Annotated in this window: 20 protein-coding genes; all 20 read left to right on the top strand. The window is 39.2% G+C overall.

Annotated features, from left to right (window positions below):
- Window positions 1–77: 77 nt before the first annotated feature.
- The 20 genes from rpoB to rpsC all read left to right on the top strand — a co-directional run bounded on the left by rpoB (window position 78) and on the right by rpsC (window position 23,089).
- Window positions 78–3,653 (top strand): DNA-directed RNA polymerase subunit beta, encoded by a 3,576-nt coding sequence (gene rpoB / locus MKY76_RS22745; RefSeq protein WP_175400790.1) that lies wholly within the window; start codon window positions 78–80, stop codon window positions 3,651–3,653.
- 202 nt (window positions 3,654–3,855) lie between these two features.
- Entirely contained in the window at window positions 3,856–7,539 is a 3,684-nt protein-coding gene (rpoC, locus tag MKY76_RS22740) for a DNA-directed RNA polymerase subunit beta' (RefSeq protein WP_048395560.1), read from the top strand.
- A 138-nt stretch (window positions 7,540–7,677) separates the two neighbouring features.
- Window positions 7,678–7,926: a ribosomal L7Ae/L30e/S12e/Gadd45 family protein gene (locus MKY76_RS22735; protein WP_004233607.1), complete on the top strand. Its 249-nt coding sequence runs from the start codon at window positions 7,678–7,680 to the stop codon at window positions 7,924–7,926.
- Between the two features lie 99 nt (window positions 7,927–8,025).
- On the top strand, window positions 8,026–8,445 hold the full coding sequence (gene rpsL / locus MKY76_RS22730) for a 30S ribosomal protein S12 (protein WP_004233609.1): 420 nt from the start codon (window positions 8,026–8,028) through the stop codon (window positions 8,443–8,445).
- A gap of 44 nt (window positions 8,446–8,489) precedes the next feature.
- Window positions 8,490–8,960, top strand: coding sequence for a 30S ribosomal protein S7 (gene rpsG / locus MKY76_RS22725; RefSeq protein WP_004233610.1), 471 nt, complete (start codon window positions 8,490–8,492; stop codon window positions 8,958–8,960).
- 42 nt (window positions 8,961–9,002) lie between these two features.
- On the top strand, window positions 9,003–11,081 hold the full coding sequence (gene fusA, locus MKY76_RS22720) for an elongation factor G (protein ID WP_048395562.1): 2,079 nt from the start codon (window positions 9,003–9,005) through the stop codon (window positions 11,079–11,081).
- 136 nt (window positions 11,082–11,217) lie between these two features.
- The gene (gene tuf, locus MKY76_RS22715) at window positions 11,218–12,405 is read left to right on the top strand and encodes an elongation factor Tu (RefSeq protein ID WP_004233614.1); all 1,188 of its coding nucleotides are present in this window, start codon (window positions 11,218–11,220) and stop codon (window positions 12,403–12,405) included.
- Between the two features lie 158 nt (window positions 12,406–12,563).
- A complete protein-coding gene (locus MKY76_RS22710) occupies window positions 12,564–13,244 on the top strand; it encodes a response regulator transcription factor (protein WP_082148187.1) in 681 nt (226 codons plus the stop codon).
- A 15-nt stretch (window positions 13,245–13,259) separates the two neighbouring features.
- Entirely contained in the window at window positions 13,260–14,276 is a 1,017-nt protein-coding gene (locus MKY76_RS22705; protein WP_257962044.1) for a sensor histidine kinase, read from the top strand.
- 96 nt (window positions 14,277–14,372) lie between these two features.
- Entirely contained in the window at window positions 14,373–15,134 is a 762-nt protein-coding gene (locus MKY76_RS22700; protein ID WP_048395566.1) for an ABC transporter ATP-binding protein, read from the top strand.
- On the top strand, window positions 15,124–17,103 hold the full coding sequence (locus tag MKY76_RS22695; protein WP_066038309.1) for an ABC transporter permease: 1,980 nt from the start codon (window positions 15,124–15,126) through the stop codon (window positions 17,101–17,103). Before MKY76_RS22700 ends, MKY76_RS22695 begins: the two co-directional genes overlap by 11 nt.
- A 159-nt stretch (window positions 17,104–17,262) precedes the next feature.
- Window positions 17,263–18,573 carry a Na+/H+ antiporter NhaC family protein gene (locus MKY76_RS22690; RefSeq protein ID WP_048395568.1) on the top strand — a complete coding sequence of 437 codons (1,311 nt, stop codon included), beginning with the start codon at window positions 17,263–17,265 and terminating at the stop codon, window positions 18,571–18,573.
- 357 nt (window positions 18,574–18,930) lie between these two features.
- The gene (rpsJ, locus tag MKY76_RS22685) at window positions 18,931–19,239 is read left to right on the top strand and encodes a 30S ribosomal protein S10 (RefSeq protein ID WP_004233624.1); all 309 of its coding nucleotides are present in this window, start codon (window positions 18,931–18,933) and stop codon (window positions 19,237–19,239) included.
- Between the two features lie 45 nt (window positions 19,240–19,284).
- Window positions 19,285–19,914 carry a 50S ribosomal protein L3 gene (gene rplC / locus MKY76_RS22680; RefSeq protein WP_004233625.1) on the top strand — a complete coding sequence of 210 codons (630 nt, stop codon included), beginning with the start codon at window positions 19,285–19,287 and terminating at the stop codon, window positions 19,912–19,914.
- 26 nt (window positions 19,915–19,940) lie between these two features.
- Window positions 19,941–20,564: a 50S ribosomal protein L4 gene (gene rplD, locus MKY76_RS22675; RefSeq protein WP_004233626.1), complete on the top strand. Its 624-nt coding sequence runs from the start codon at window positions 19,941–19,943 to the stop codon at window positions 20,562–20,564.
- On the top strand, window positions 20,564–20,848 hold the full coding sequence (gene rplW / locus MKY76_RS22670; RefSeq protein ID WP_004233628.1) for a 50S ribosomal protein L23: 285 nt from the start codon (window positions 20,564–20,566) through the stop codon (window positions 20,846–20,848). The genes rplD and rplW overlap by 1 nt, the downstream gene beginning before the upstream one ends.
- 47 nt (window positions 20,849–20,895) lie before the next feature.
- Window positions 20,896–21,726, top strand: coding sequence for a 50S ribosomal protein L2 (gene rplB / locus MKY76_RS22665; protein WP_009373990.1), 831 nt, complete (start codon window positions 20,896–20,898; stop codon window positions 21,724–21,726).
- Window positions 21,727–21,786: 60 nt separating this feature from the next.
- A complete protein-coding gene (gene rpsS, locus MKY76_RS22660; RefSeq protein ID WP_004233637.1) occupies window positions 21,787–22,065 on the top strand; it encodes a 30S ribosomal protein S19 in 279 nt (92 codons plus the stop codon).
- Window positions 22,066–22,087: 22 nt separating this feature from the next.
- Window positions 22,088–22,432 (top strand): 50S ribosomal protein L22, encoded by a 345-nt coding sequence (rplV, locus tag MKY76_RS22655; RefSeq protein ID WP_004233639.1) that lies wholly within the window; start codon window positions 22,088–22,090, stop codon window positions 22,430–22,432.
- Between the two features lie 3 nt (window positions 22,433–22,435).
- Window positions 22,436–23,089, top strand: coding sequence for a 30S ribosomal protein S3 (gene rpsC / locus MKY76_RS22650; RefSeq protein ID WP_004233642.1), 654 nt, complete (start codon window positions 22,436–22,438; stop codon window positions 23,087–23,089).

Here is a 23,089-nt window from a genome sequence, read left to right as displayed (position 1 = left end):
CTCGTTTTCTTTTTGTCTTTCGAAATCATACACTATTTGTATGATTTTGCAAAGACCTAATATCGCTTTATTGAGGGGTGAATGAGTTGACAGGTCAACTAGTTCAGTACGGACAACACCGCCAGCGTAGAAGCTTTGCGCGTATTAAAGAGGTGCTTGAGCTTCCAAATCTGATTGAGATTCAAACGGCGTCTTACGAGTGGTTCCTTGAAGAAGGTTTACGTGAAATGTTCCGTGACATTTCGCCGATCGAGGACTTTACAGGTAATCTTTCATTAGAATTCATCGATTATTCATTAGGTGAGCCTAAATATGATGTTGATGAGTGTAAAGAGCGAGATGTTACTTACGCAGCTCCATTACGTGTGAAAGTACGTCTTTACAACAAAGAAACAGACGAAGTGAAAGAACAAGATGTCTTCATGGGTGATTTCCCGTTAATGACAGAAACAGGTACGTTCATTATCAACGGTGCTGAACGTGTTATCGTTTCACAATTAGTTCGTTCACCAAGTGTGTATTTCCATGATAAAACTGATAAAAACGGTAAAAAAGGCTTTGGAGCTACAGTTATTCCAAACCGTGGTGCTTGGTTAGAGTATGAAACTGATGCGAAAGACGTAGTTTATGTGCGAATTGATCGTACTCGTAAGCTACCAGTAACAGTGTTACTACGTGCATTAGGTTTCGGTTCAGATCAAGAAATTATCGATATTATCGGTGATAACGAGTATTTGCGTAATACGTTAGAAAAAGATAACTCTGAAAGTACAGAAAAAGCGCTTTTAGAAATCTACGAACGTTTACGTCCAGGTGAGCCACCAACAGTAGAAAGTGCGAAGAGTTTATTATACTCTCGTTTCTTCGATGCTAAACGTTATGATTTAGCGAATGTTGGTCGCTACAAAATGAATAAAAAGCTTCACATTAAAAATCGTTTATTCAACCAAACGATTGCTGAAACGCTTGTAGATCCAGAAACAGGCGAAATTTTAGTAGAAAAAGGTACAGTACTAGATCGTCGTACTTTAGATAAAATTCTACCTTACCTAGAAGATTCATCAAAAGGTATTGGTTACCGCACTTTATCACAAGTCGGTGGAGTGCTTGAAGATGATGTAACCATCCAATCTATTAAGATTTATGCTCCAAAGGATGAAGCTCAAAAAGAAATTAATATCATTGGTAATGCGTACATTGATGAAGAAGTGAAGAATATTACACCTGCTGATGTTTTATCTTCAGTAAGCTATTTCTTTAACTTACTTTACCAAGTAGGTGCAACAGATGATATTGACCATTTAGGTAACCGTCGCCTACGTTCTGTTGGTGAGTTACTACAAAATCAATTCCGTATCGGTTTGTCTCGTATGGAACGTGTAGTACGTGAGCGTATGTCAATTAATGACACAGCTGCGATCGTACCACAACAATTAATCAATATCCGTCCAGTGATTGCGTCCATTAAAGAGTTCTTCGGAAGCTCTCAATTATCACAATTCATGGACCAAACAAACCCATTAGCAGAGTTAACGCATAAACGTCGTCTATCTGCATTAGGTCCTGGTGGTTTAACGCGTGAGCGTGCTGGCTTCGAAGTACGTGACGTTCACTACTCTCACTATGGTCGTATGTGTCCGATCGAGACACCAGAGGGTCCAAACATTGGGTTAATCAACTCATTATCTTCATTTGCCAAAGTTAATAAATTTGGCTTCATTGAAACACCTTATCGTCGTATTGACCACGAAACAGGTCGAGTAACGGAGCAAATTGATTATTTAACAGCTGATGAAGAAGATAACTACTATGTAGCACAAGCAAATTCGCCGTTAAATCCAGATGGTACTTTTGTAAATGATGAAGTAGTAGGTCGTTTCCGTGGTGATAACACGGTATTCAATAAAGCGCAAATGGACTACATGGATGTATCTCCTAAACAAGTTGTCTCTGCAGCGACTGCATGTATACCGTTCTTAGAAAACGATGACTCGAACCGTGCACTTATGGGTGCCAACATGCAACGTCAAGCAGTTCCACTACTTAACCCAGAAGCACCATTCGTTGGTACTGGTATGGAACATGTTGATGCGCGTGATTCAGGTGCAGCTGTAGTAGCGAAGTATGATGGTATTGTTGAGCACGTTGAAGCTCGCTCTATCCATGTACGCCGCATTGAAGTTGTAGACGGCAAAGAGGTTAAAGGCGATTTAACAAAATATAAATTACAGAAGTTCATTCGTTCTAACCAAGGTACTTCATATAACCAACGCCCACTTGTAAAAGTAGGCGAACGTGTGAAACCTCGTGACATTTTAGCAGATGGTCCATCAATGGAAAAAGGCGAACTAGCTCTTGGACGTAACGTACTGGTTGCATTCATGACTTGGAACGGCTTTAACTATGAGGATGCTGTTATTATGAGTGAGCGCCTTGTAAAAGACGATGTCTATACATCTGTTCATATCGAAGAATATGAATCAGAATCTCGTGATACAAAGCTTGGACCAGAAGAAATCACTCGTGATATTCCAAACGTCGGAGAAGATGCACTTCGTAACCTAGACGAACGTGGTATTATCCGTATTGGTGCGGAAGTACGTGACGGTGATATTCTTGTTGGGAAAGTAACGCCTAAAGGGGTTACAGAATTAACTGCTGAAGAGCGTTTATTACATGCAATCTTCGGTGAAAAGGCTCGTGAGGTTCGTGATACTTCATTACGTGTACCACACGGTGCTGGCGGTATCATTCTTGATGTTAAAGTATTTAACCGTGAAGATGGCGATGAATTACCACCAGGTGTTAACCAATTAGTTCGTGCTTATATTGTTCAAAAACGTAAAATTCGTGTTGGGGACAAAATGGCCGGACGTCATGGTAACAAAGGGGTTATCTCTCGTATCTTACCAGAAGAAGATATGCCATTCATGCCAGATGGCACGCCTGTTGATATCATGTTAAATCCACTTGGTGTACCTTCCCGTATGAATATCGGACAAGTTTTAGAGTTACACTTAGGTATGGCTTCTCGTTATCTAGGCGTTCACATGGCAACACCAGTATTTGATGGTGCTAATGAAGAAGACGTTTGGGAAACAATGGAAGAAGCTGGGATGAACCGTGACGGTAAAACAATCCTGTATGATGGACGTTCTGGTGAACCATTCGATAACCGTGTATCAGTAGGTATCATGTATATGATCAAACTTGCTCACATGGTTGATGATAAACTTCATGCACGTTCAACTGGTCCTTACTCACTTGTTACGCAACAACCACTTGGTGGTAAAGCGCAATTTGGTGGACAACGTTTTGGTGAAATGGAGGTATGGGCACTTGAAGCTTATGGTGCTGCGTATACACTTCAAGAAATCTTAACGGTTAAATCTGATGACGTTGTTGGTCGTGTGAAAACATATGAAGCCATCGTTAAAGGTGAAAGTGTACCAGAGCCAGGTGTTCCTGAGTCATTCAAAGTATTGATTAAAGAACTTCAATCTCTTGGTATGGATGTTAAGATGTTAACAGTTAATGATGAAGAAGTAGAGCTTCGCGATTTAGACGAAGAAGACGATCTTCAGCCAGCTGATGCACTTAACATTGCACCACAGCCAGATACAGAAGAAGAGCCAGTAGAGTCTTTTGAATAATGGAAAACCAAATTCACAAATGTGAATATGGTCAAACTTATTTTTCAAATTAGCCGGGCAGGATTTAACGCCCTGCCTGGCTTTTTCTTTTAATAAATCATTCTATTTCTAATCCTTTGCCAAAGAGGCAATCTTTGCAAACGATTATCGAGCTGCGTAAAAGAGTCTTTATAAAGACCTATACTAGAGGGAGGTAGGCTCCTTGATAGACGTTAATGAATTTGAATATATGAAAATTGGTTTAGCATCACCTGACAAGATTCGTTCTTGGTCATATGGAGAGGTTAAAAAACCTGAAACAATTAACTACCGTACACTAAAACCAGAAAAAGATGGTTTATTCTGTGAGCGTATTTTTGGTCCAACTAAGGACTGGGAGTGTCACTGTGGGAAATATAAACGTGTACGCTATAAAGGCGTAGTTTGTGATCGTTGTGGCGTTGAAGTAACACGTGCTAAAGTTCGTCGTGAACGTATGGGACATATCGAATTAGCAGCACCAGTTTCTCATATCTGGTACTTCAAAGGTATTCCTAGCCGTATGGGTCTAATTTTAGATATGTCACCTCGTGCTCTTGAAGAAGTTATCTATTTTGCTTCATACGTTGTGATCGATGCAGGTGCTACTAATTTAGAAAGTAAACAATTACTATCTGAAAAAGAGTATCGTGCATACCGTGAAAAATTCGGTAATACATTCGAAGCATCAATGGGTGCAGAAGCAATCAAAAAATTATTAGGTAAAATCGACCTAGAAGATGAAACACAATCTTTAAAAGAGGAGTTAAAATCTGCTCAAGGTCAAAGACGTACTCGTGCCATTAAACGTCTAGAAGTTGTTGAATCTTTCCGTAACTCAGGAAACTCACCTGAATGGATGATTCTAGATGTACTACCTGTTATTCCACCAGAGCTTCGTCCAATGGTGCAATTAGATGGTGGTCGTTTCGCGACTTCAGATTTAAACGATTTGTACCGTCGTGTAATTAATCGTAATAACCGTTTAAAACGTTTATTAGATTTAGGTGCTCCGAGCATCATCGTACAAAATGAAAAACGTATGTTACAAGAAGCTGTTGATGCATTAATCGATAATGGTCGTCGTGGACGTCCTGTAACAGGTCCTGGTAACCGCCCGTTAAAATCACTTTCACATATGTTGAAAGGTAAACAAGGTCGTTTCCGTCAAAATCTACTTGGTAAACGTGTTGACTACTCTGGTCGTTCGGTTATCGTAGTAGGTCCAAACTTAAAAATGTACCAATGTGGCTTACCAAAAGAAATGGCTATCGAATTATTCAAGCCATTCGTTATGAAAGAATTAGTAGAGCGTGGTCTTGCTCATAACATTAAATCTGCTAAACGTAAAATCGAACGTTTAAATAACGACGTATGGGACGTTTTAGAAGATGTTATCCGTGAGCATCCAGTATTACTAAACCGTGCACCAACGCTTCACCGTCTTGGAATTCAAGCATTTGAACCAACACTAGTTGAAGGTCGTGCTATTCGTCTTCACCCATTAGTATGTACAGCCTATAATGCTGACTTCGATGGTGACCAAATGGCGGTTCACGTACCATTATCAGCTGAAGCTCAAGCTGAAGCTCGTCTTCTAATGCTTGCTGCACAAAACATCCTGAATCCAAAAGACGGTAAACCTGTTGTAACACCTTCTCAAGATATGGTATTAGGAAACTACTACTTAACACTTGAACGTGAAGGCGCACGTGGTGAAGGTACTGTTTTCTATGGTCCAAATGAAGTTTTAATTGCCTATGATACAGGTCATGTACACTTGCATACACGTATCGCAATTAAAGCAAGTTCATTAAATAATCCGACATTCACTGAAGAACAAAATAATATGTTCTTATTAACAACTGTCGGTAAAGTAATCTTTAATGAAATCTTGCCGGAATCATTCCCTTATATTAATGAGCCAACTGATTTCAACTTAGAGCAAGTAACACCAGAAAAATACTTTGCTAAGTTAACAATTGATGAAGAAACACTTAAAGAGCTTGAATCAGATAGTGCTTATAATAATTTAGATGAAAAAGGGAAAATTGATGCACAACGTACAGCTGTATTGCGTAAATACTTTGCATCAGTACCTGTTGTAAACCCATTCCGTAAGAAATTCTTAGGAAATATCATTGCTGAAGTATTTAAACGTTTCCACATTACGGAAACATCTAAAATGCTTGACCGTATGAAAAACCTAGGTTTCAAATATTCAACACGTGCAGGTATTACTGTAGGTGTATCTGATATCGTGGTATTACCTGATAAAGGTGAAATTTTAGCAGAAGCTCAAGAGAAAGTAGATAAAGTTCAAGCGCAATTCCGTCGTGGTTTCATTACTGAGGATGAGCGTTATGATCGCGTTATTTCAAGCTGGAGTGCTGCAAAAGATGAAATTCAAGCGAAGCTGATGAAGTCACTTGAGAAAACAAACCCAATTTTCATGATGTCTGATTCAGGTGCCCGTGGTAATGCATCTAACTTTACTCAGCTAGCTGGTATGCGTGGTCTGATGGCCAACCCGGCTGGTCGTATTATCGAACTTCCAATCAAATCTTCATTCCGTGAAGGTTTAACAGTATTAGAGTACTTCATCTCAACTCACGGTGCTCGTAAAGGTCTTGCCGATACAGCCCTAAAAACTGCCGATTCAGGTTACTTAACGCGTCGTCTTGTTGACGTTGCACAAGATGTTATCGTTCGTGAAGATGACTGTGGTACTGACCGTGGCTTAACGATTGGTGCACTAATGGAAGGCACAGAGTTAATTGAAGCTCTAGATGAACGTATTGTTGGTCGTCATACGAAGAAAACAATCTTCCACCCTGAAACTGGTGAAGTAATTCTTGCAAAAGACGGTTTAATCGACCAAGATATCGCTCGTGCAATTATCGAGGCTGGTATTGAAGAAGTGACAATCCGTTCAGCATTTACATGTAATACAAAACACGGCGTTTGTAAAAAATGTTACGGCATGAACTTGGCGACAGGTGAGAAGGTTGAAGTTGGGGAAGCAGTTGGTATTATTGCGGCTCAATCAATCGGTGAACCAGGTACACAGTTAACAATGCGTACATTCCATACAGGTGGGGTTGCCGGAGATGATATTACACAAGGTCTTCCACGTATCCAAGAGATCTTTGAAGCACGTAATCCAAAAGGTCAATCTGTTATTTCAGAAATTGCTGGTACGGTTTCAGATATCACAGAAATTCGTGAAGGCTTAAAAGAAATTACAATTCAAGGTGACGTAGAAACTCGTAAGTATCAAGCACCTTATAACGCACGTTTGAAAGTTATCGAAGGTGATAATGTAGAACGTGGTCAAGTTTTAACAGAAGGTTCTATCGATCCAAAACAATTGCTAAAAGTCAAAGACGTTTCAACTGTTCAAGAATATTTATTAAAAGAAGTTCAAAAAGTATACCGTATGCAAGGGGTAGAAATTGGGGATAAACACATTGAGGTAATGGTTCGCCAAATGCTTCGTAAAGTGCGTGTAATTGAAGCTGGAGATACAGAATTACTACCTGGCTCATTACTAGATATCCACCAATTCTCAGAGGCAAACGTAGACGCTGTTATGAATGGCAAAAACCCTGCAACTTGTCGCCCTGTTATCCTTGGTATTACAAAAGCTTCTCTTGAAACAGAATCATTCTTATCTGCAGCATCGTTCCAAGAAACAACACGTGTGTTAACAGATGCAGCAATTAAGGGTAAACGTGACGAACTTCTTGGATTAAAAGAGAACGTAATTATCGGTAAACTTGTTCCTGCAGGTACTGGTATGCAACGTTATCGTCAAATCCGCATCGAAAAAGATGAGCTTGACACAGAAGTCGTTTCTGCTGAATAAACATTAAATTAGGCCGAAGAGATGCATATTTTCATCATCTCTTCGGACTTTTTCAAGATATTAGTTGACAGTGTAAATGAGTAATGATAATATATTGAAGGTTGATAGTTAACTGTCTGTACTTCGGAGGATATGTAAATGTCTTATGATAAAGTAAGGGCTAGTCAAACAATCATAGGTACAAAGCAAGCAGTAAAAGCAATGCGAGCTGGTTCAGTGAAAGAACTTTTTGTGGCACTTGATGCAGACAATTGGGTAACCGATTCGGCCATATCTTTCGCGAGAGAAATCGGTATACCAGTTATTCTTGTTGAGTCCAAAAAGGAACTGGGCAAAGCCTGTGGAATCCATGTTGGAGCTGCGGTAGTTGCGATTACTGTAGAGTAGTTTTTGTGTAAAATGCACAAAGACTTTGTTTTTACCCAAAAAATGAACCACCTGGATGTGTGGTATTAAAAAAAGAAGGAATGAAGGGAGGAAAAATCGATGCCTACAATTAACCAATTGGTACGTAAGCCTCGTAAATCTAAAATCACGAAATCAAATTCACCAGCGTTAAACAAAGGATATAACTCATTTAAAAAATCTTTAACTGATGTTAAATCTCCACAAAAACGTGGTGTTTGTACTCGTGTAGGTACAATGACGCCTAAAAAACCAAACTCAGCGTTACGTAAATACGCTCGTGTACGTTTAACTAACCAAATCGAGGTTACAGCGTACATTCCTGGTGAAGGCCACAACTTACAAGAGCACAGTGTTGTTCTTATCCGTGGCGGTCGTGTAAAAGACTTACCGGGTGTTCGTTACCATATCGTTCGTGGTGCTCTTGATACTGCTGGTGTAAACGGTCGTATGCAATCACGTTCTTTATACGGTACAAAACGCCCTAAAGAAAAAAAATAATTTAAATCCCACTATATATTTACTCAATGAAAGGAGGAAAACACATGCCTCGTAAAGGTCCTGTTTCCAAACGTGACGTGTTACCAGATCCAATTTATAATTCAAAACTAGTAACTCGTTTAATCAATAAAATGATGATTGATGGTAAAAGAGGTACTTCTCAAAAGATTTTATACGGTGCGTTCGAACTAGTTAAAGAACGTTCTGGTCAAGATCCAATCGAAGTATTCGAAGCTGCTCTAAATAACGTAATGCCAGTTCTTGAAGTACGTGCTCGCCGTGTTGGTGGTTCTAACTACCAAGTACCAGTTGAAGTACGCCCAGAACGTCGTACAACTTTAGGTCTTCGTTACCTAGTTAACTATTCTCGTCTTCGTGGTGAAAAAACTATGGAAGAGCGTTTAGCTAACGAAATCCTTGATGCTTCTAACAACACTGGTGCATCAGTTAAGAAACGTGAAGATATGCACAAAATGGCAGAAGCGAACAAAGCATTCGCTCACTACCGTTGGTAATCTAAACATAGCATAAGCCCAATATGGAAGGAGAAATACCTAATGAAACGCGAATTCTCACTAGAGAATACTCGTAATATTGGGATCATGGCTCACATTGATGCTGGTAAAACAACAACAACTGAGCGTATCCTTTATTACACAGGTAAGATTCACAAAATCGGTGAAACTCATGAAGGCGCTTCTCAAATGGACTGGATGGAGCAAGAGCAAGAACGTGGTATCACAATCACTTCTGCTGCGACAACAGCTCAATGGAAAGGCAACCGCGTAAACATCATCGATACTCCTGGACACGTAGACTTCACTGTAGAAGTAGAACGTTCTTTACGTGTACTTGACGGCGCAGTAACTGTACTTGATGCTCAATCTGGTGTTGAACCTCAAACAGAAACTGTATGGCGTCAAGCTACAACTTACGGTGTACCACGTATCGTATTCATTAACAAAATGGATAAAATGGGTGCAGACTTCCTATATTCTGTAGGTACTTTACACGAGCGTTTACAAGCAAATGCTCATCCAATCCAATTACCAATTGGTGCGGAAGATGAGTTCAAAGCAATTATTGACCTAGTTGAAATGGATGTAACTTACTACGATAACGAAGAAGGTACAGCATTACGTGAAGGTCAACCAATTCCTGAAGAATTCCAAGCGCAAGCTGAAGAATACCGTGAGAAGTTAATCGAAGCAATCGCTGAAGTTAACGAAGAAATCATGGAAAAATACTTTGCTGGTGAAGAAATTACAAAAGAAGAGCTTAAAGCGGCTATCCGTAAAGCGACAATCGCTGTAGAATTCTACCCAGTAATCTGTGGTACAGCATTCAAACACAAAGGTGTTCGTAAAATGCTTGACGCAGTTATCGATTACTTACCATCACCAGTTGATGTACCAGCTATTAAAGGTACAACTCCAGATGGTGATGAAACTGAACGTCCATCATCAGACGAAGCGCCATTCTCAGCTTTAGCATTTAAAGTTATGACTGACCCATTCGTAGGTAAATTAACGTTCTTCCGTGTGTACTCTGGTGTTCTTGAATCAGGTTCATACGTACAAAACTCTTCAAAAGGTAAACGTGAACGTGTAGGTCGTATCCTACAAATGCACGCTAACAGCCGTGAAGAGATTTCAAAAGTATTTGCTGGTGATATCGCAGCTGCTGTAGGTCTTAAAGATACAACAACTGGTGACACTCTTTGTGAAGAGAAAAACCTTGTTATCCTTGAGTCTATGGAGTTCCCAGAACCAGTTATCTCTCTTTCTGTAGAACCAAAATCAAAAGCTGACCAAGATAAAATGGGTCAAGCTTTACAAAAACTACAAGAAGAAGATCCAACATTCCGTGCACATACAGACCAAGAAACTGGTCAAACAATTATCTCAGGTATGGGTGAGCTTCACCTTGATATCTTAGTTGATCGTATGCGCCGTGAATTTAAAGTAGAAGCTAACGTAGGTGCTCCAATGGTATCTTACCGTGAAACATTCCGTGGCTCTGCTCAAGTTCAAGGTAAATTCACTCGTCAATCAGGTGGTCGTGGTCAATACGGTGACGTATGGATCGAGTTCTCTCCAAATGAAGAGGGTAAAGGCTTTGAATTCGAAAATGCTATCGTTGGTGGTGTAGTACCACGTGAATATATTCCAGCTGTAGAAGCAGGTCTTCGTGACTCGCTTGACCGCGGTGTAATCGCTGGTTACCCATTAATCGACATCAAAGCGAAATTATTCGATGGTTCATACCATGATGTTGACTCAAACGAAATGGCATTTAAAATCGCTGCATCTATGGCACTTAAAGCTGCTGCATCAAAATGTAGTCCAGTTCTTTTAGAGCCTATGATGAAAGTTGAAGTTGTAATTCCTGAAGAATATCTTGGTGATATCATGGGTAACATCACTTCTCGCCGTGGTCGCGTAGAAGGTATGGAAGCTCGCGGTAACGCTCAAGTTGTTCGTGCGATGGTTCCACTTTCAGAAATGTTTGGATATGCAACAACTTTACGTTCTGCAACGCAAGGTCGTGGTGTATTCTCAATGGTATTCGATCATTATGAAGAAGTACCAAAATCAATCTCTGAAGATATCATCAAAAAAAATAAAGGTGAATAATTGAAATTTCATCTTGCATAAAGTATAACTAATTTGTAAGCTATGATTGCAGGATAGGGGATGGGCCCGTTCTCTATCAGCATTCATTCTATAAATTTTAAATCTAAAACATACAATTTTGAGGAGGCAATCTCTAATGGCTAAAGAAAAATTTGACCGTTCTAAAACGCATGCTAACATTGGTACAATCGGACACGTTGACCATGGTAAAACTACTTTAACTGCTGCAATCGCTACAGTTCTTTCTAAAAAAATGGGTGGTACAGCTAAATCTTACGCTGATATCGATAACGCTCCAGAAGAAAAAGAACGTGGTATCACAATCAATACTTCTCACGTAGAATACGAAACTGAAACTCGTCACTATGCACACGTTGACTGCCCAGGACACGCTGACTATGTTAAAAACATGATCACTGGTGCTGCTCAAATGGACGGCGGTATCTTAGTAGTATCTGCTGCTGACGGCCCAATGCCACAAACTCGTGAACACATCCTTTTATCTCGTCAAGTAGGTGTTCCATACTTAGTAGTATTCATGAACAAATGTGATATGGTTGACGACGAAGAATTATTAGAATTAGTAGAAATGGAAATCCGTGACCTACTATCTGAATATGACTTCCCAGGTGACGATATTCCTGTAATCAAAGGTTCTGCTCTTAAAGCTCTTGAAGGTGAACCAGAATGGGAAGAAAAAATCGTTGAATTAATGGACGCTGTAGATTCTTACATCCCAACTCCAGAACGTCAAACTGACAAACCATTCATGATGCCAGTAGAGGACGTATTCTCTATTACTGGTCGTGGTACAGTTGCAACTGGCCGTGTTGAACGTGGTCAAGTTAAAGTTGGTGACGTAGTTGAAATCATCGGTATCGCTGAAGAAGCTAAATCTACTACTGTAACTGGTGTAGAAATGTTCCGTAAATTATTAGACTATGCTGAAGCTGGTGACAACATCGGTGCTTTACTACGTGGTGTTGCTCGTGAAGAAATCCAACGTGGTCAAGTATTAGCTAAACCAGGTTCAATTACTCCACACACTAACTTCAAAGCTGAAGTTTACGTTTTATCAAAAGAAGAGGGTGGCCGTCATACTCCATTCTTCTCTAACTACCGTCCTCAGTTCTACTTCCGTACAACTGACGTAACAGGTATCTGTAACTTACCAGAAGGCGTTGAAATGGTAATGCCTGGTGATAACATCGAAATGACAGTTGAACTTATCGCTCCAATCGCTCTTGAAGAAGGTACTAAATTCTCTATCCGTGAGGGTGGCCGTACTGTAGGCGCTGGCGTAGTTGCTTCTATCCAAAAATAATTTTAGCTCTTGCTAATTCCAAACCAATCTGTAGGGACGCCTACAGATTGGTTTTTTGTGTTAAAATAAAGAAAAATTAGAGTTTTAATTAGTGTATGTGTACATAACCACAAGCATGTCCTCTAGCGTAAATAATTAAAGGGAAAGGGGAACTGAGTATGGACATGAAAATTTTGCTGATTGAAGATGATCCTTCTATTTTTAGCATGATTCAAGAACGTTTTGAGCAGTGGTCACTAAACGTGGTGGGACCTAAAAATTTTCAGAAGGTGATGGATGACTTTATAGAGGAGAAGCCCCATCTCGTACTAATTGATATTCAATTGCCTGCCTATGACGGCTTTCATTGGTGTCGTGAAATTCGTCATTTATCCAAAGTGCCAATCCTTTTTCTTTCTTCCCGAGATCACCCGATGGATATGGTGATGGCTATGCAAATGGGGGCTGATGATTTTATTCAAAAGCCTTTTCATATGGAAGTTTTACTCGCAAAAGCACAGGCTATTTTACGTAGAACCTATGATTACGTTGAAGAAAAAATGGATGTTACACGTTTTAACGATGCCATAATTGATTATGCGAGAAGTGAAATTATGTATAATGGTGCCATTGCTTCTTTAACAAAAAATGAACTTTTTATTTTAAGAATATTAGTGGAGCAGGCTAATCATATCGTTTCAAGAGACGAGCTAATGAGAAAACTATGGGATGACGAACGTTTCGTAAACGATAATACTTTGTCTGTAAACGTTAATCGGTTACGTGCAAAGCTAGAGGATATTGGTTTACATGAGGTAATACTAACAAAAAAGGGACTTGGTTATATGGCAGTAAGCTGAGGGATGTGAGGGAAGTTGTTATTATTATTTGTTAGAGAACGCTTTGCTTGGATAGGATTTTTTATTTTTACTCTGATAATTCTAAATGTGCTATTTTCTTTAGATGTTGGTTTAAATGGAGTTTCCATTTGGTATGTAAACGTTAGTTTACTTGTATGTTTTATACTCTTTTTTTGGTGTCGCTATGTCATCGAAGTTGGGAAATTAAAAGATTTCCTGGGAAATATGGATAGCCACCTTGATGATGCACATAGAAATAGTTTAGCTTTATCTCCTTTCCAAGAAGTATACTTTCGAAAAATGGAGGATGCCTTTTTTGAAAAGAATTTAGAGTTAAATCAAGCCAAAGTGCAGATACAGGAACATTCTGATGAACTATTAGCTTGGGTCCATGAAGTAAAAGCACCTTTAACTGCCATTAATTTAATGTTTGAACATATTGAGGATTTACAGCTACGTCGAAAATTAGAGAATGAATGGCTAAGATTACATCTTTTGGTTGATCAACAACTGCATCAAACAAGATTATACGCTATTGAAAAAGATAATTATTTAACTGAGATTGAACTGAAGCCCATTATTTATAAAGAAATCCGAGCTATGCAAGCTTGGTGTCTTGAAAAAGGCATTGGCTTTGAAATTGGTGAACTGACAGAGATAGTTATGACAGATGGCAAGTGGCTTGCTTTTATTATTCGACAAATTCTTTCGAATGCCATCAAGTATAGCCCAGTAAATTCTGAGATAACAATCTTTACAGAACATGATTCTACAGGTGCAACATTACTACATATTAAAGATATAGGTAGGGGTATACCTTTAGACGATTTACCTCGGATTTTTCAAAAATCTTATACAGGAACAGCGGGAAGGGAATCCTCTCAATCTACAGGTATGGGTCTCTATTTAGCATCTAATGTAGCCCATAAAATTGGTATTCGTATTAATGTTCAATCTAAAGTTGGTGAAGGCTCGCTATTTACACTACGTTTCCCCTTACAAAATGAATATGCGAAACTAACAGGTAGATGACGAAAATGTCACCTACCTTTTTATATTGTCATGTAAAACGCACGAATGATTAGGTTTGACAGGGTACACTTGAACTATAGAAAGGGGCGTTATGAAGTGACAGTTTTAATAGGACGTAAAATAAAGAAAGTGTATGGAAAAAAATCAACGGCTCAGGAAGTATTAAAGGGTATTGATGTAGAAGTGAATAGAGGAGAATTTGTAGGTATTATGGGACCTTCTGGCTCTGGTAAAACAACGCTTTTAAATGTCTTATGCTCAATTGACTTTGCGACAGAAGGTGTTATTGAGATAAACGGTCATAGTTTACGTGGTATGAAAGAAAAGGCTTTAGCAAACTTCCGAAGAGAGCAGCTGGGATTTATATTTCAAGACTATAATTTATTAGATACCTTGACAGTAAAAGAAAATATTCTTCTACCGTTAGCCATCAGTAAGTTACCAAAAGCTGTTGCTGAAAGTCGAGTGAAGGAACTCACTTCTTTGTTGGGAATCACGGAAATTTTAAATAAATACCCCAACGAAATATCAGGTGGACAAAAACAGCGTACCTCAGCTGCACGTGCACTTATTACCAATCCGTCATTGGTATTTGCAGACGAGCCCACTGGTGCACTAGATTCTAAATCAGCTACAGCCCTGCTTCAAAATCTACAAAATATAAATGAAACAAAAGAAGCGACAATTATGATGGTTACACACGATGCTGTAGCCGCAAGTTTCTGTACACGTGTGTTATTTCTAAAGGATGGCCTTATCTATAGTGAACTTTATAAGGGCGATAAAACAAGGCAGGCCTTTTTCAAAGAAATCATGCATACACAAAGTGTGCTAGGCGGTGACGGGTATGAGTCTTAGTAAGTTAGTACTTCGAAGTATGAAGAAAAATATGAAACACTACTATCTATATTTCTTTGCACTTATTTTTAGTGTTACCTTATACTTTTCGTTTGTCACCTTGCAAAATAATACGGAGGTGTGGGCTGCTGTTCAAATGAGTGGAACAGCTACGGCCGGATTTAAGGCAGCAACTTATATTCTTTATTTTATCGTTTTATTCTTCGTTCTGTATGCAAACCATTTATTTATGAAGCGTCGTAGTAAGGAAATAGGTTTGTATCAACTGATCGGCATGACTAAGGGGCTAATCGTGCGTTTATTAGCGGTTGAAAACATTCTCTTATTTGTTGGAGCCGTTATTATAGGTATGTTGGCAGGCTTCTTTAGCTCTCGTGTGTTTGCAATGATTTTGCTTCGTGTGCTTGAAAAAGAAGCTCTCGTAACCATGACTTTTAGTACACAAGCTTTACTGCAGTCGATGATTGTATTTACTATCTTATTGATCATCGTTCTTATACAGATGGCTTGGATGATTCATCATGTGTCATTGTTATCATTATTTAGTGCAGCAAAACAAGCAGATGAGCGTGTGAGACGCTTTAGTGCGTTCCAGATGGTTATTGGCTTTTTGGGTCTTATACTGATTGTTTATGGCTACTATGCATCGACAAAGTTGTTCGATATCGAATCTGCTGGTAATTTATTTATCAATATGATAATTATTTTAGCTACTACAATTGGTGGAACATTCCTTGTTTTTCGTTTCTCTGTAGCATTTATTATGAATACTATTCGCCTAAAGAAAAAAGGGCATTTATCCATAAAGGATGTATTAGCATTAACGCCCATCATGCATCGCATGAAGAGCAATGCAAAGTCATTAACGCTAATCACCGTGTTAACAGGCGTTTCTCTAGGCGTGACGACTCTTTCCTATATCGCCTACTACTCCTCGGAAGCATCTGCATATAGCCAAGTACCTGGTGATTTCATATTGCTTGAAGAGCAAGGGGAGGAATTTTTAGAGAAGTTAGAGGAAAATAATATTGCTTATGATAAAATTGACTACCGTCTTCAGGGAGTAACCGCTGCTGTAGGTCAATTGATGTCTAAAAAACAGCAGGATAACCCTTTATATACAATGGAAGGCACAATTTATACCATTCCGCTTTCAGATTACCAGCAGAGTGTTCCTGAGGCTAAGCTTTCAGGGAATGAGGTTATCTTGACAAACTATGGTGGTTATATGGCTGAAATGTTCCCGTTAGAGAAAGATCATGATTTAGTAGTATCTGCAGGAGAACTTGAAGAAACTTTTCATGTCGTTGATATCCACGATAAAAGCGTGATAAGTGGTATTGTAACGGCTGGGGGTGGTGGACCTATCTTTGTTGTGACAGATGATATGTTTAAAAGTTTAACTACACAGGCAGCTCTTTATCCTTGGCATCATCAAACAACAATTACTTTAAAATCTAACGAAGATATTGCAACAGCAGAAAAATTATATATTCAATCAAATGCAGGTATTATTACGGCTGTAGATGATAAAGGGAAGACAAAGCAATATACACAATCATCCTATGAAGGAAAACGTAAAGACAATATTGAATCATTGGGTCTTACCATCTTTACAACAGCATTTTTAGGGTTAGCGTTTTTAATGACCACAGGTAGTATTCTATACTTTAAACAAATGTCTGAGGCGGAGGAAGAACGTGATTCCTATACAATCCTACGAAAGATTGGTTTTGCTGAAAAAGATATCATGAAGGGTATTTATATGAAACAGGCCTTTAATTTCGGTGTTCCACTAGTTATTGGGTTATTGCATAGCTACTTTGCTGTTAAGTCAGGATGGTTTTTATTTGGGACAGAGTTAACAGCTCCCTTGTGGATTGCAATGTGCTGTTATATAGCTTTATATACGATTTTTGCTATTCTATCGGTAGGCTACTATAAAAAGGTTGTACGTCAGTCGTTGTAATATTAAATAAGAGGAAACTCGGAAACAGTGTGGTGGTTATCATTACACTGTTTTTTTAGTGCAAAAAATATAGAAGTTACAAAAAACCTTGACTTTCAATTATCAGAATAATAAAGTTTAACATGTTAGTAATTTAGTGTATGAAAGTAGAGTGTAACAATGAATGCAGTAATTGCGGCTGTTGCCGTTATGTTAATATTAAGCTTGCTTCGCATCAATGTAGTTCTCTCGTTAGTTCTAGGAGCATTTGTAGGTGGTCTAACTAGTGGGATGGGCATTGAGTCAACAGTCCAATCATTTACAGAAGGATTAGGAGCAGGAGCAACCATTGCATTAAGTTATGGCTTACTTGGTGGTTTTGCAATCGCCATTGCCAAAACAGGAATACCCGAATTAATGATAGCCGGGATGTTAAAAATATTAAAGGGTGAAAGTAATAGAAAAGGACTTGTGAAGGTATTAATTTTCTTCCTTATTTTTGTGATGTCTATTTTATCTCAAAATGTTATTCCTATTCATATTGCCTTCATTCCATTATTAATACCTCCTATTTTAAAGATTTTAAATATGCTAGAAGTCGATCGACGTATAATTGCAACGTTGATTGCAGTAGGCTTAATTGGTACTTATAGTTTTGTACCTGCTGGTTTTGGAGCAATCTTTCAAGATATCGTTGCTACACAAGTGTCAGAGGCAGGAATGGCTGTTTCTTCACGTGATGTCCCTGCAGCAATGGGTATTCCCGTATTAGGAATGCTAATCGGATTGATAATTGCCTTCGCTGTATACCGCAAACCAAGACATTATAAGCATAGTGAAGTGGAGATGGAATCTTTAAATGTAAACGTCAGCAAATTCATTATGTTTTCTACAGCTCTGGCACTAGTAATATCACTATGCGCTCAAGTGTTAACAGACTCAATGATTGTAGGCTCGTTTGCAGGTATTATGATTATGTATTTTACAGGTGCTCTTAAATGGAGAGAAGCAGATGAGATTCTTTCTGAAGGAATGAAGATGATGGCCTTTATTGGCTTTGTTATGATTGCGGCAAATGGTTTTGCGGCGGTAATCAATGCAACAGGTCATGTGGACAGCTTAATTACAAATTCACTCACTGTATTAGAAGGAAATAGAAGTCTTGCTGTCTTCATCATGTTAATCATAGGATTAGTTGTGACGATGGGGATTGGTTCGTCCTTCGCTACAGTTCCTATAATCGCGACACTATTTGTTCCGCTAGCACAAGGTTTAGATATGAGTCCTTTAGCGATATTATGCTTAATCGGTACAGCTGGTGCTCTAGGAGACGCAGGTTCTCCAGCATCCGATTCTACATTAGGGCCAACAGCAGGCCTTAATGTTGATGGCCAGCATCATCATATTTGGGATACTTGTGTTCCTACGTTTATTTTCATTAACATACCACTAATCCTATTTGGTTGGATTGCCTGTGTGTTCTTTCTATAATAAGGAGGTAGTTTCTATAATTATATAGAAACTACTTTTTTCTTTTTTGAGTTATTTGAAATGTGCGAAAATGTTGATATGACAACCTTAAGTGTTGCAATATGTATAGAAATTTTATATACTAATAAACGGCTTAATAAAGCGAAGAAATAGTAGTACTAAGAATATCTGCAACATTTAAAAGAATTTAGCGAAAAGACTTGCTTATTCTTTTTTTATTGTATATAATGTTGAATGTTGGTCTTTGACTGCGATGAAGCGAGAGGTTGCCGACACACCCGGCCGCTTTGCCATGGCGGTGTGTAGGAAAATTTTCGTGGAGAATGTCTAGAAAATAGGCGAGAAGGAGGGAAAATAATGGCAAAACAAAAGATTCGTATTCGTTTAAAAGCGTATGATCACCGTATTTTAGATCAATCTGCTGAGAAAATTGTGGAAACTGCAAAACGTTCAGGTGCAAGTGTATCAGGTCCGATTCCACTTCCAACTGAGAAGTCTGTGTACACAATTCTTCGTGCGGTTCACAAGTACAAAGATTCTCGTGAACAATTCGAAATGCGTACGCATAAACGTCTGATCGATATCGTTAACCCAACACCACAAACTGTTGACGCGTTAATGAAACTTGATTTACCATCTGGCGTTGATATCGAAATCAAACTTTAATGGTAAAAACAATATAACTTTTAAAACTTACAGGAGGTGTGACAAATGGCTAAAGGAATCTTAGGTAGAAAAATTGGTATGACACAAGTTTTCGCTGAAAACGGCGATTTAATCCCGGTAACAGTTATCGAAGCTACTCCAAACGTAGTTCTTCAAAAGAAAACTGTTGAAACAGACGGCTACGAAGCAATTCAAGTTGGTTTCGAAGACAAGCGCGTTAAGCTTTCTAACAAACCAGAACAAGGTCACGTAGCAAAAGCGAACACTGCTCCTAAGCGCTTCATTCGTGAATTCCGCAACGTGAACGTGGAAGAATACGAAGTTGGTCAAGAAGTCAAAGTAGAAATTTTCGCAGAAGGCGATGTAATCGATGTAACAGGAGTTACTAAAGGTAAAGGTTTCCAAGGTGTTATCAAACGCCACGGACAATCTCGTGGTCCTATGGCCCACGGTTCTCGTTACCACCGTCGTCCTGGTTCAATGGGTCCAGTTGCTCCGAACCGCGTATTCAAACAAAAGAAATTACCTGGTCAAATGGGTGGCAATGTAGTTACAATCCAAAACTTAGAAATCGTGAAAGTTGACACAGATCGTAACTTACTACTTGTTAAAGGTAATGTTCCTGGTTCTAAAAAAGCTCTAGTTACAGTAAAAACTGCAATTAAAGCTAAGTAATCACTTAAGGAAAGGAGGAAACAGGAATGACAAAAGTATCTGTACTTAGTCAAACAGGTGCTTCAGTTGGTGAAATCGAATTAAACGATGCGATCTTCGGAATCGAGCCAAATGAAGCAGTATTATTCGACGCAGTAGTTGCTCAACGCGCTTCTCTTCGTCAAGGTAATCACAAGGTTAAAAACCGTTCTGAAGTTGCTGGTGGTGGTCGTAAACCATGGCGTCAAAAAGGAACTGGTCGTGCTCGTCAAGGTTCTATCCGTTCTCCACAATGGCGCGGCGGTGGTATCGTATTCGGTCCTACTCCACGTAGCTATTCTTATAAATTACCTAAAAAAGTTCGTCGTTTAGCTCTTAAATCTGCTTTATCAGCTAAAGTAGTAGAACAAAACTTCTTAGTTCTTGATGCTCTAACTCTAGCAGCACCAAAAACAAAAGAATTCACAAAAATCCTTAAAGATCTTTCTTTAGAGAAAAAATCTTTATTCGTAACTGCTGACCTAGATGAAAACGTAGCATTATCTGCTCGTAACATCCCAGGTGTAACAGTTTTAACTGCAAACGGAATCAACGTTCTTGATCTATTAGGTCATGATAAAGTTGTATTCACTAAGTCTGCAGTAGAAAAAGTTGAGGAGGTGCTTGGATAATGGAAGCACGTGATATTTTAAAACGTCCGGTCATTACTGAGCGTTCTTCAGAACTTATGGCAGAGAAAAAGTATACTTTCGAAGTAGACACTCGCGCTAACAAAACTCAAGTAAAAGACGCTGTAGAAGAAATCTTTGGCGTAAAAGTTGAGAAAGTAAACGTTCTTAACTACAAAGGTAAATTCAAACGCGTAGGCCGTTACGGTGGTTACACTAACAAACGTCGTAAAGCGATCGTTAAACTAACTGCTGATAGCAAAGAAATTGAATTATTCGAAATGTAATCCTAACGGATTTATGATTTGAACACTCAAGAAGGAGGGAAAACACAATGGCGATTAAAAAGTATAAACCTACCTCTAATGGTCGTCGTAACATGACGTCATTAGACTTTGCGGAAATTACAACTAACAAGCCTGAGAAATCATTGCTTGAACCAACTAAACGCAAAGCTGGTCGTAACAACCAAGGTAAAATCACTGTTCGTCATCATGGTGGTGGTCATAAGAAGCAATACCGTGTTATCGATTTCAAACGTGTTAAAGATGGCATTCCGGCAAAAGTTGCTACTATTGAATATGATCCAAACCGTTCTGCGAATATCGCATTAATCAACTACGCTGATGGAGCAAAAGCTTACATCTTAGCACCAAAAGGTCTAGAGGTTGGTCAAACAATCGTTTCTGGTCCAGATGCTGATATTAAAGTAGGTAACACTTTACCATTAGCAAACATTCCAATGGGTACTACAATCCATAACATCGAGTTAAAACCTGGTAAAGGCGGACAATTAGTACGTTCAGCTGGTACTTCTGCGCAAGTACTTGGTCGTGAAGATAAGTACGTTATCGTTCGTTTACAATCTGGTGAAGTACGTTTAGTTTTAGCTACTTGCCGCGCTACAATCGGTCAAGTTGGTAACGAACAACACGAACTTGTACACATCGGTAAAGCAGGTCGTAGCCGTTGGTTAGGTAAACGCCCAGAAGTTCGTGGTTCTGTAATGAACCCTAACGATCACCCACACGGTGGTGGTGAAGGACGTTCTCCAATCGGACGTAAATCACCAATGACTCCTTGGGGTAAACCAGCACTTGGTTACAAAACTCGCAAGAAGAAAAACAAATCGGATAAATTTATCATCCGTAGTCGTAAAAAATAAAGTGGTTAAACTACGGTTCTATGTGAGAGCCGTGGTGGAATCACGGAGGGAGGTTCCTACATGGGTCGCAGCTTGAAAAAAGGACCTTTTGTCGATGACCACTTAATGAAAAAAGTGGAAGCGCAAGAGGCTTCTGAGAAAAAACAAGTTATCAAAACTTGGTCACGCCGTTCTACAATCTTCCCGAACTTCATCGGTTTAACGATTGCTGTATATGATGGACGTAAACATGTTCCTGTATACGTAACAGAAGATATGGTAGGCCATAAACTTGGTGAGTTCGCACCGACACGTACTTATAAAGGTCACGGTGCAGACGACAAGAAAACAAGACGCTAATTTTGAGAGGAGGTAAATCCTAATGACACAAGCTAAAGCTATCGCTCGTACAGTACGCATTGCTCCTCGCAAAGTACGTCTAGTTGTAGACTTAATCCGAGGTAAGCAAGTTGGTGAAGCAGTTGCAATTTTACGTCATACTCCAAAAGCGGCGTCTCCAGTCGTTGAGAAAGTATTAAAATCTGCAGTTGCTAACGCTGAGCACAACTACGATCTTGACATCAACTCTTTAGTAGTTTCTGAAGTATTCGTTGACGAAGGTCCAACTTTAAAACGTTTCCGTCCACGTGCACAAGGACGTGCAAGCGCAATTAACAAACGCACAAGCCACATTACTCTAGTGGTATCTGAGAAGAAGGAGGGTTAATCCGTGGGTCAAAAAGTACATCCAATAGGACTACGCGTTGGTATTATTCGTGACTGGGAGTCAAAATGGTACGCTGAAAAAGACTATGCAACTCTACTTCACGAAGACATCAAAGTGCGTAAATATATTGAAACGGCTCTTAAAGACGCTTCAGTTTCTAAAGTAGAAATCGAACGTGCTGCAAACCGTGTAAACATTACAATTCACACTGCGAAACCAGGTATGGTAATCGGTAAAGGTGGTACTGAAGTTGAAAATCTTCGTAAATACCTTAGCGATTTAACTGGTAAACGTGTACACATCAACATCATTGAAATCAAACGTGCAGATCTTGACGCTCGTCTAGTAGCTGAAAACATCGCTCGTCAATTAGAAAATCGTGTATCATTCCGTCGTGCGCAAAAGCAAGCGATCCAACGCACAATCCGCGCTGGTGCAAAAGGAATTAAAACACAAGTATCTGGTCGTTTAGGTGGCGCTGATATCGCGCGTGCTGAACACTATAGTGAAGGAACTGTTCCACTTCATACTCTACGTGCTGACATCGATTATGCACACGCAGAAGCTGATACTACTTACGGTAAATTAGGCGTTAAAGTATGGATCTACCGTGGTGAAGTTCTTCCTACGAAGAAATCTGTGGAAGGAGGCAAATAA

Origin of the sequence: Lysinibacillus sp. FSL P4-0201, assembly GCF_038593425.1 — a bacterium.
Lineage (GTDB): Bacteria > Bacillota > Bacilli > Bacillales_A > Planococcaceae > Lysinibacillus > Lysinibacillus capsici.
Note: the sequence above shows the minus strand (reverse complement) of the source record. Positions and strands in the feature narration are given on the sequence as shown.

Bases quoted from the DNA above. Each gene is read 5' to 3' on its own strand.
- rplC (WP_004233625.1), top strand. From the start codon at position 19,285: ATGGCTAAAGGAATCTTAGGTAGAAAAATTGGTATGACACAAGTTTTC.
- MKY76_RS22735 (WP_004233607.1), top strand. From the start codon at position 7,678: ATGTCTTATGATAAAGTAAGGGCTAGTCAAACAATCATAGGTACAAAG.
- tuf (WP_004233614.1), top strand. From the start codon at position 11,218: ATGGCTAAAGAAAAATTTGACCGTTCTAAAACGCATGCTAACATTGGT.
- MKY76_RS22690 (WP_048395568.1), top strand. From the start codon at position 17,263: ATGAATGCAGTAATTGCGGCTGTTGCCGTTATGTTAATATTAAGCTTG.
- rplW (WP_004233628.1), top strand. From the start codon at position 20,564: ATGGAAGCACGTGATATTTTAAAACGTCCGGTCATTACTGAGCGTTCT.
- rplV (WP_004233639.1), top strand. From the start codon at position 22,088: ATGACACAAGCTAAAGCTATCGCTCGTACAGTACGCATTGCTCCTCGC.
- MKY76_RS22710 (WP_082148187.1), top strand. From the start codon at position 12,564: ATGGACATGAAAATTTTGCTGATTGAAGATGATCCTTCTATTTTTAGC.
- rplD (WP_004233626.1), top strand. From the start codon at position 19,941: ATGACAAAAGTATCTGTACTTAGTCAAACAGGTGCTTCAGTTGGTGAA.
- MKY76_RS22695 (WP_066038309.1), top strand. From the start codon at position 15,124: ATGAGTCTTAGTAAGTTAGTACTTCGAAGTATGAAGAAAAATATGAAA.
- rpsG (WP_004233610.1), top strand. From the start codon at position 8,490: ATGCCTCGTAAAGGTCCTGTTTCCAAACGTGACGTGTTACCAGATCCA.
- fusA (WP_048395562.1), top strand. From the start codon at position 9,003: ATGAAACGCGAATTCTCACTAGAGAATACTCGTAATATTGGGATCATG.
- rpsJ (WP_004233624.1), top strand. From the start codon at position 18,931: ATGGCAAAACAAAAGATTCGTATTCGTTTAAAAGCGTATGATCACCGT.
- rpsS (WP_004233637.1), top strand. From the start codon at position 21,787: ATGGGTCGCAGCTTGAAAAAAGGACCTTTTGTCGATGACCACTTAATG.
- rplB (WP_009373990.1), top strand. From the start codon at position 20,896: ATGGCGATTAAAAAGTATAAACCTACCTCTAATGGTCGTCGTAACATG.
- rpsL (WP_004233609.1), top strand. From the start codon at position 8,026: ATGCCTACAATTAACCAATTGGTACGTAAGCCTCGTAAATCTAAAATC.